Genomic DNA, 8,367 nt, shown 5'->3' with positions numbered 1-8,367 from the left:
CAAATAGTATGATAGTTTGATCATCGCCCCCCAACAATAAGAGAATTTCTTATCACTCTACAACAAGAGTGACAGGCGAGTGGTAAAGACTGTGGAAGCACATCTGTTGGAATGGCTGAACCTGAGCGTGCGCTGGGTTCACATGATTACTGGCGTGGCCTGGATCGGCGCGTCGTTCTACTTCGTCTGGCTGGAGAACAACCTCAACCGCGTCAACCCGAAAACCGGTCTGGCCGGTGACCTGTGGGCGATCCACGGTGGCGGTATCTATCACCTGGAAAAATACAAACTGGCCCCGCCGGCAATGCCGGAGAACCTGCACTGGTTCAAATGGGAAGCCTACTTCACCTGGATGTCGGGTATTGCGCTGCTGTGCGTGGTGTTCTACTCCAACCCAACGCTCTACCTGCTGGCTCCGGGCAGCACACTGAGCGGCCCTGAAGGCGTGGCCATCGGTATCGGCTCGCTGTTCCTCGGCTGGTTCATCTACTCCTTCCTCTGTGATTCGGCCTTGGGCAAACGCCCTGCTCTGCTCGGCTTCATTCTGTTCGTGCTGATCATCGGCGCGGCGTATGGCTTCAGCAAAGTGTTCAGCGGTCGTGGTGCGTACCTGCACGTTGGCGCGATCATCGGCACCATCATGGTCGGTAACGTGTTCCGCATCATCATGCCGGCGCAGCGTGCACTGGTCGCGGCGATTGCCGAGAACCGCACGCCGGATCCGGCGCTGCCGGCCAAAGGCTTGTTGCGTTCGCGTCACAACAACTACTTCACCCTGCCGGTGCTGTTCATCATGATCAGCAACCACTTCCCGAGCACCTATGGCAGCCAGTACAACTGGTTGATCCTCGCCGGGATTGCAGTGTTGGCCGTGTTGGTGCGTCACTACTTCAACACCCGTCACGACAGCCACAAGTTTGCCTGGACCCTGCCAGTGGCAGCGGTAGGCATGATCACGCTGGCGTACGTCACCGGCCCAACGCCGATGTCGACCGCTCCGGAAGTGGCCAAGGCGCCAGCCAAAATCGAGTATCAACCGCTGCCGGAGACGGCACTGGGCGGTGGCGCGAAACCGGCTGAAGCGGCGGCACCTGCTGCACCCGCAGACGCACCTGCAGCAGCGCCGGCGCAAGCCTCCAACGCAGGTCCGACCTTCGACAAAGTGCACAACGTGATTCAAGAACGCTGCGCAGTTTGCCACTCGGCCAAACCGACCAGTCCGTTGTTCAGCGCAGCTCCAGCGGGTGTGATGCTCGACACCCCTGAGCAGATCCGTCAGAACGCGGCGCGCATCCAGGCGCAAGCCATCACCACGCAGATCATGCCACTGGGCAACATCACGCAGATGACCCAGCAGGAACGTGACCTGATCGGTGCATGGATCGCCCAGGGAGCACAGACCAACTAAGCAACAAAGCTTCGCGAGCAGGCTCGCTCCCACAGAGATCGCGCATTTCCTGTGGGAGCGAGCCTGCTCGCGAATCGCCTTAGCGCGGTTTTACCTGATGCAAAGAAACAGCTGTGAGCAACCCGGCAGCTGTTAATCACAAGAATAAAAAGATCCGAGGTGTTGCATGTCCGAGCTGTCCAAAGCGCGCATCCCCGACGCACCCGCCATTCAGCGATTGCCCCTTTTGCAACTGATTCTGGTCGGTTTGCAACATGTTCTGCTGATGTACGGTGGCGCCATCGCGGTGCCGCTGATCATTGGACAGGCCGCTGGCCTGAGTCGTGAAGAAATTGCCTTCCTGATCAACGCCGACCTGCTGGTCGCCGGTGTCGCCACCATCGTGCAGTCCATGGGCATTGGTCCGATGGGCATTCGCATGCCGGTGATGATGGGCGCCAGTTTTGCCGCAGTCGGCAGCATGGTCGCCATGGCCGGCATGCCCGGTATCGGCCTGCAAGGGATCTTCGGCGCGACGATCGCCGCCGGTTTCTTCGGCATGCTCATCGCGCCGTTCATGTCCAAGGTCGTACGCTTCTTCCCGCCCCTGGTGACCGGCACGGTCATCACCTCGATCGGTTTGTCGCTGTTCCCCGTGGCCGTGAATTGGGCCGGTGGCGGTGCCGCCGCCGCACAATTCGGCTCACCGATTTATCTGGCCATCGCCGCGCTGGTGTTGGGCACCATTCTGCTGATCCACCGCTTCATGCGCGGTTTCTGGGTCAACATCTCCGTACTGATCGGCATGTGCATCGGCTACGTGCTGTGCGGCGCGATCGGCATGGTCGATCTGAGCGGCATGGCCAACGCGCCATGGATTCAGTTCGTCACCCCGCTGCATTTCGGCATGCCGAAATTCGAGCTCGCGCCGATCCTGTCGATGTGTCTGGTGGTGGTGATCATCTTCGTCGAGTCCACCGGTATGTTCCTCGCGCTAGGCAAAATCACCGATCAGGAAGTCTGCCCACGCATGCTGCGTCGCGGTTTGCTGTGTGATGCCGGCGCCTCGTTTGTCGCCGGTTTCTTCAACACCTTCACCCACTCCTCGTTCGCGCAGAACATCGGTCTGGTGCAGATGACCGGCGTGCGCTGCCGTTCGGTGACCATCGTTGCCGGTGGTTTGCTGATCGTCCTGAGCCTGCTGCCGAAAGCGGCATTCCTCGTCGCCTCGATTCCGCCAGCCGTACTGGGTGGCGCGGCGATTGCGATGTTCGGCATGGTCGCCGCGACGGGGATCAAGATTCTCCAGGAAGCCGACATCGGCGACCGTCGCAACCAGTTGCTGGTCGCGGTGAGCATCGGCATGGGCCTGATCCCGGTGGTTCGCCCGGAATTCTTCGCGCATCTGCCGCTGTGGATGAGCCCGATTACCCACAGTGGCATCGCCATGGCAACGCTCAGCGCGCTGACGCTGAACCTGCTGTTCAACATTCTCGGCGGTAAAGAGCGCGCAGCGATCAACGACTGCCACGCACACCAGCACTGACAGCAACACCGATGCCCCCCTGTAGGAGTGAGCCTGCTCGCGATAGCGTTTTTTCAGTCAACTGATGTGTTGAATGTCACACCGCGATCGCGAGCAGGCTCACTCCTACAAAGGGCAAAAAAAGCTCTGCGCCTCAAACAATAAAAACAAGAGGGAGCAATAGATGATTCGTACACAGACAAATGTACTGTTGAGCGGCGGCCTGCTGGCCGCGAGTCAGGCCATGGCCGGCGATCTCCTGCTGTGGCAGACCAATAGCCTCAGCTATCTGTACGGCAAGAATTTCGCGATCAACCCGTCGATCCAGCAAACGCTCACCTTCGAGCACGCCGACAAGTGGAAGTACGGCGACAACTTCCTGTTCGTCGACAAGATCTTCTACAACGGCAAAGAAGACGCGAACAAAGGCCCGCACGCCTTCTACGGCGAATTCACCCCGCGCTTCTCCTTCGGCAAGATCTTCGACCAGAAGCTCGAATTCGGCCCGATCAAAGACGTCTTGCTCGCCATGACCTACGAATACGGTGAAGGCGACAGTGAGGCCTACCTGATCGGCCCCGGCTTCGACCTCAAGGTGCCCGGCTTCAACTATGTGACTCTGAACATTTTCCGCCGCCAGACCGAAGGTCCGCGTCCCGGCGACGGCGTCTGGCAGATCACCCCCGGCTGGTCGTACAGCTTTCCCCTGGGCAATTCCGATGTGCTGATCGACGGCTACCTCGACTGGGTCGTCGACAACGACGAGAACGCGCGTGGCACCTATCACGCCAACCTGCACATCAATCCACAGATCAAATATGACCTCGGCAAAGCCCTGGGCTGGAGCCAGAAGCAGTTGTATGTCGGCACCGAATACAGCTACTGGAAGAACAAGTACGGTGTCGAAAATACGCACAATTTCGACACCAATCAGAACACCGCCAGCCTGCTGGTGAAGGTGCACTTTTAAGATGGCCCGCAACCGTGCTCCATACCTGTCGTCGGTGCTCTGTTGCGGGGCACTTGAGAGCTGGCCGAGGAGTCAGTATTCTCCGCGGCCTCTTGAATTCGGTCTAAAAAAAAGCCCGGATTTAATTCCTGACCGACGGGCCAACTTATCCCGGCCCCGGTCAGTACCGAGGCATCCCGAAAACACGCTCAATCGACTGTTTTTCAGCAGCCGACGGGCGTTTTTTTGCTTTTCGAAAAGCCTTGGCCCAGCTCTTGCTAACAGCATGAAAGCTGACCAATCGGATGACTTTTGCAGCAACGAAAAAAGGCGCCACACCAGAGCGCCGATCTTAAAAAAATAAACGTGGAACACCTACTTTGGGAGCAACCGAATGAAACGTATGTGCACCAGCCTGATGCTTGCGGGATCAATGTTAGCCGGGGGCCAGGCCATGGCCGAAGGCCTGCTGCAATGGCAGAACAACAGCCTGACCTACCTCTATGGCAAGGACTTCCAGGTCAACCCGCGCATCCAGCAGACCGTCACCTTCGAACACGCCGATGCGTGGACGTACGGCGACAACTTCTTCTTCATCGACAAGATCTTCTACAACGGTGACAAGGACTTCAACAACGGTCCGAACACCTATTACGGCGAGTTCCAGCCACGCATCTCGCTGGGCAAGGTGCTCAACCAGAAGATCGAATTCGGCCCGATCAAAGACGTTCTGCTGGCGATGACCTACGAGTTCGGCGAAGGTGATACCGAGTCCTACCTGATCGGCCCTGGCTTCGACCTGGCCATCCCGGGCTTCGACTACTTCCAGTTGAACTTCTACCAGCGCCACACCGAAGGTTCGCGTGCCGGTGACAACGTCTGGCAGATCACCCCGGTCTGGTCCTACACCATTCCCGTGGGCAACTCGAACATCCTGATCGACGGCTACATGGACTGGGTGACCGACAACGATTCCAACTCTAAAGGCGATTACCACGCCAACCTGCACTTCAACCCACAGGTCAAATACGACCTGGGCAAGGCGCTGAGTTTTGGCGAGAAGCAGTTGTATGTCGGTGTTGAATACGACTACTGGAAAGACAAGTACGGCATCGACGACACCGGTGCCTTCAAGACCAATCAGAGCGTGACCAACTTCCTGGTGAAGTTCCACTTCTGATAAAAATCAAAAGATCGCAGGCTTCGCCAGCTCCTACAGGGATAGCGCATTCCAATGTAGGAGCTGCCGCAGGCTGCGATCTTTTGCTTTAAAATGGCAATCCCAAAAACCGGCACAACTCCTCGCGCTTGGCCAACGCATCGCGCCGTCCGAGATCAATCAACTCGCTGCAATAACCCGCCTCGAACAGCAAATAACTCAACACCCCCGCCCCACTGGTCTTGGTCGCCCCCGGTCCGCGCAGAAACAAACGCAACGCCGCCGGCAATTCCTGACGATGCCGCGCCGCGATCTCGTCGATCGGCTGACTCGGCGAAATCACCAAGACGTCCACCGGCGCCACACCCAGCTCGCGGGTCGGCGTGCCAGCAGGCATCAGATGGCTGAACTGGTTGAGACGCTGCAGCAACTCGATATCGCTCTCCAGACTGTCAATGAACGTGCTGTTGAGCATGTGCCCGCCGATCTGCGCGAGTGTCGGTTGCTGCCCCGTGTAAGTGCGCTCCAGCGGCTGCTGCGGATCAAAGCCGCGCGGGTTGCCACTGACACCCACCACCAGCACGCGACTGGCGCCCAGGTGCAACGCCGGACTGATCGGCGCTGATTGCCGCACCGCGCCGTCACCGAAATATTCATCACCGATCTTCACCGGCGCGAACAGCAACGGAATCGCCGAACTGGCCAGCAAGTGATCGACCGACAATTGCGTCGGCACGCCAATGCGCCGATGGCGCAGCCACGAATCAATCGTGCCGCCCCCTTGATAGAACGTCACCGCTTGCCCCGATTCATACCCGAACGCGGTCACCGCCACTGCGTGCAATTGCTTGCGCGCGATGGATTCGGCGATGCCGGGCATGTGCAGCTTTTCATTGAGCAGTTCGCGCAGCGGCGAACTGTTGAGCAACGCGACCGGCATTTGTCGCCCCATACCGAGCAGGCTGTGGCTGACGAAACGACTTGCCTGGTGAATGACGCCGGACCAGTCGCTGCGCAATACCCGGTGGCTGCGAAAGCCCTGCCAGAACAGCGTCAGCCGTTCGATGGCGGCGCGAAAATCGGTGGCACCGCTGGCGAGGCTCACCGCGTTGATCGCGCCTGCGGAAGTGCCGACGATCACCGGAAACGGATTGTCCGCGCCCACCGGCAACAATTCGGCAATCGCGGCCAGCACGCCCACCTGATACGCCGCCCGAGCCCCGCCGCCGGAAAGAATCAAACCTGTGACCGGTTCAACTGGGCTCATCGCAACACTCCATGGTGCTCAAGGGGATCGATCAATCAACCACGTTTGGCGTACAGCTTCGGCTCGCCGGGTGGCCGGCTCTTGAAGCGTCGATGCGCCCACAGATATTGCTCCGGGCAATCGCGCAAAACGCCTTCGACCCACTGGTTGATGCGGATGCAGTCAGCTTCTTCGGTCTCGCCCGGGAAATCCTCCAGCGGCGGATGCACGACCAGACGATAGCCGCTGCCGTCGGCCAGACGCTCCTGCGTGAACGGCACCACCAGTGCTTTACCCAAACGGGCAAATTTGGTGGTCGCGGTCACGGTCGCGGCCTGAATGCCGAACAGCGGCACGAAGATACTTTGCTTGGCGCCGTAATCCTGATCCGGCGCGTACCAGATCGCCCGACCGGAACGCAGCAATTTGAGCATGCCGCGCACGTCGTCACGTTCCACCGCCAGCGAATCGAGATTGTGCCGCTCGCGGCCCTGACGCTGGATGAAGTCGAACAACGGGTTTTTGTGTTCGCGGTACATGCCGTCGATGGTGTGCTGTTGGCCGAGCAACGCTGCGCCGATCTCCAGAGTGGTGAAATGCACTGCCATCAGAATCACGCCTTTGCCTTCGCGCTGGGCTTTTTGCAAATGCTCAAGGCCTTCCACATGGGCCAGCTTCGCCAGGCGCTCACGCGACCACCACCAGCTCATCGCCATTTCAAAAAACGCGATACCGGTGGAGGCGAAGTTTTCCTTGAGCAGGCGTTTGCGTTCGGCGGCGGATTTTTCCGGGAAGCACAGTTCAAGATTGCGCTTGGCGATGCGCCGTCGGTCGCCAGCGAGGCGATACATCAACGCACCCAAAACTCGACCGATGGTCAGCAAGGCCGGATACGGCAGCTGCACGATCAGCCATAAAAGCCCCAAGCCGCACCAGAGCGGCCAGAAGCGCGGAGCAAGAAATGCTTTTCGAAAACGCGGGCGATCCATTAAAGCTTCCGTAAATACAGTGGCCGCGCATTCTACATCGTTCGACCCGGCTTGCGGCCTGCGGGCGTTCTCGTTATAAGTCTCGGCACTTTTAGTGACAAGCCGTTGTATGCCGACATGAGCAAAACCGAACCGTTAGACCAAGATCCCGTGTTCCAGTTGAAGGGCAGCATGCTGGCCATTACCGTGCTGGAACTGGCCCGTAACGACCTCGACAGCCTCGATCGGCAATTGGCCGCCAAAGTTGCGCAGGCGCCGAATTTCTTCAGCAACGCGCCGCTGGTTCTGGCGCTGGACAAATTGCCGCCGGGCGAAGGCGCTGTCGATCTGCCGGGCCTGATGCGCGTGTGCCGTCAACATGGCCTGCGCACCTTGGCGATTCGCGCCAGCCGCATCGAAGACATCGCCGCCGCCATCGCCATCGACATCCCGGTGTTGCCGCCCTCCGGCGCCCGCGAACGACCGCTGGAAATGGCCGAAGCCGAAGTCAAAAAGAAGCCGGAAAAGCCGCCTGAACCGACCGTCAAACAGACCCGCGTCATCACCACGCCAGTACGTGGTGGCCAACAGATATATGCCCAGGGTGGCGATTTGGTGGTGGTGTCTTCGGTCAGTCCGGGGGCGGAACTTCTCGCCGATGGCAACATCCATGTATACGGCCCGATGCGTGGTCGGGCGCTGGCCGGCGTGAAGGGTGATACCAAGGCACGGATTTTCTGTCAGCAATTGAGCGCTGAACTGATCTCCATCGCCGGTCATTACAAGGTTTCCGAAGATTTGCGTCGCGACCCAATGTGGGGCTCGGGCGTACAGGTCAGCCTGTCGGGCGACGTGTTGAACATCATTCGGCTTTAACGGATACTGCCGCATTTTCCAAGCATCTCTAAAACGTAGCGAAAACGGCTCAAACGAAGTAGGAAAAAGGCCTAAAGCCAAATTCCAGCCAAGGCTGTCCGACTGCAGTAGTTTTCAAGAGATGTTTTTCAGGGGCTAAAAAGTCCTTCTTCCTTAGGGGTGAAACACCTTGGCCAAGATTCTCGTGGTTACATCCGGCAAGGGTGGTGTGGGTAAGACCACCACCAGCGCCGCTCTCGGTCCCGGTCGCGCTCTGC

Annotated in this window: 7 protein-coding genes and 1 pseudogene; 6 read left to right on the top strand and 2 right to left on the bottom strand. The window is 58.9% G+C overall.

The genetic code is table 11. From position 1 onward, the window contains the following. The first annotated feature begins 91 nt into the window (after positions 1–91). The 4 genes from ACIPIZ_RS28840 to ACIPIZ_RS28825 all read left to right on the top strand — a co-directional run bounded on the left by ACIPIZ_RS28840 (position 92) and on the right by ACIPIZ_RS28825 (position 5,041). A complete protein-coding gene (locus ACIPIZ_RS28840) occupies positions 92–1,408 on the top strand; it encodes a urate hydroxylase PuuD (RefSeq protein WP_401168895.1) in 1,317 nt (438 codons plus the stop codon). 166 nt (positions 1,409–1,574) lie between these two features. Further along, positions 1,575–2,933 (top strand): nucleobase:cation symporter-2 family protein, encoded by a 1,359-nt coding sequence (locus tag ACIPIZ_RS28835; protein ID WP_064391192.1) that lies wholly within the window; start codon positions 1,575–1,577, stop codon positions 2,931–2,933. Between the two features lie 163 nt (positions 2,934–3,096). Continuing rightward, on the top strand, positions 3,097–3,882 hold the full coding sequence (locus tag ACIPIZ_RS28830) for an outer membrane protein OmpK (RefSeq protein WP_064391191.1): 786 nt from the start codon (positions 3,097–3,099) through the stop codon (positions 3,880–3,882). A gap of 373 nt (positions 3,883–4,255) precedes the next feature. Further along, positions 4,256–5,041, top strand: a complete 786-nt coding sequence (locus tag ACIPIZ_RS28825; RefSeq protein ID WP_064391190.1) for an outer membrane protein OmpK — start codon at positions 4,256–4,258, stop codon at positions 5,039–5,041. 88 nt (positions 5,042–5,129) lie between these two features. Here the strand turns inward: ACIPIZ_RS28825 and ACIPIZ_RS28820 are convergent, their stop codons facing one another. Both ACIPIZ_RS28820 and ACIPIZ_RS28815 read right to left on the bottom strand, forming a co-directional pair. Beyond that, a complete protein-coding gene (locus tag ACIPIZ_RS28820; protein WP_122662525.1) occupies positions 5,130–6,287 on the bottom strand; it encodes a patatin-like phospholipase family protein in 1,158 nt (385 codons plus the stop codon). Between the two features lie 35 nt (positions 6,288–6,322). Next, complete coding sequence (locus ACIPIZ_RS28815; protein ID WP_064391188.1) at positions 6,323–7,255, bottom strand: lipid A biosynthesis lauroyl acyltransferase; 933 nt, start codon at positions 7,253–7,255, stop codon at positions 6,323–6,325. Positions 7,256–7,372: 117 nt separating this feature from the next. Here ACIPIZ_RS28815 and minC point away from each other — a divergent pair, with 117 nt between their 5' ends. Beyond that, on the top strand, positions 7,373–8,110 hold the full coding sequence (minC, locus tag ACIPIZ_RS28810; protein WP_064391243.1) for a septum site-determining protein MinC: 738 nt from the start codon (positions 7,373–7,375) through the stop codon (positions 8,108–8,110). Between the two features lie 169 nt (positions 8,111–8,279). Continuing rightward, positions 8,280–8,367: pseudogene (locus ACIPIZ_RS28805) on the top strand (septum site-determining protein MinD); the annotation flags it as partial.

The sequence above is a fragment of the Pseudomonas sp. NPDC087690 genome, assembly GCF_044743175.1.
Lineage (GTDB): Bacteria > Pseudomonadota > Gammaproteobacteria > Pseudomonadales > Pseudomonadaceae > Aquipseudomonas.
The sequence above is the reverse complement of the archived record's forward strand: the minus strand, read 5'-3'. Positions and strand labels throughout refer to the sequence as shown.

Bases quoted from the DNA above. Each gene is read 5' to 3' on its own strand.
- ACIPIZ_RS28835 (WP_064391192.1), top strand. From the start codon at position 1,575: ATGTCCGAGCTGTCCAAAGCGCGCATCCCCGACGCACCCGCCATTCAG.
- ACIPIZ_RS28830 (WP_064391191.1), top strand. From the start codon at position 3,097: ATGATTCGTACACAGACAAATGTACTGTTGAGCGGCGGCCTGCTGGCC.
- ACIPIZ_RS28825 (WP_064391190.1), top strand. From the start codon at position 4,256: ATGAAACGTATGTGCACCAGCCTGATGCTTGCGGGATCAATGTTAGCC.
- ACIPIZ_RS28820 (WP_122662525.1), bottom strand. From the start codon at position 6,287: ATGAGCCCAGTTGAACCGGTCACAGGTTTGATTCTTTCCGGCGGCGGG.
- ACIPIZ_RS28815 (WP_064391188.1), bottom strand. From the start codon at position 7,255: ATGGATCGCCCGCGTTTTCGAAAAGCATTTCTTGCTCCGCGCTTCTGG.
- minC (WP_064391243.1), top strand. From the start codon at position 7,373: ATGAGCAAAACCGAACCGTTAGACCAAGATCCCGTGTTCCAGTTGAAG.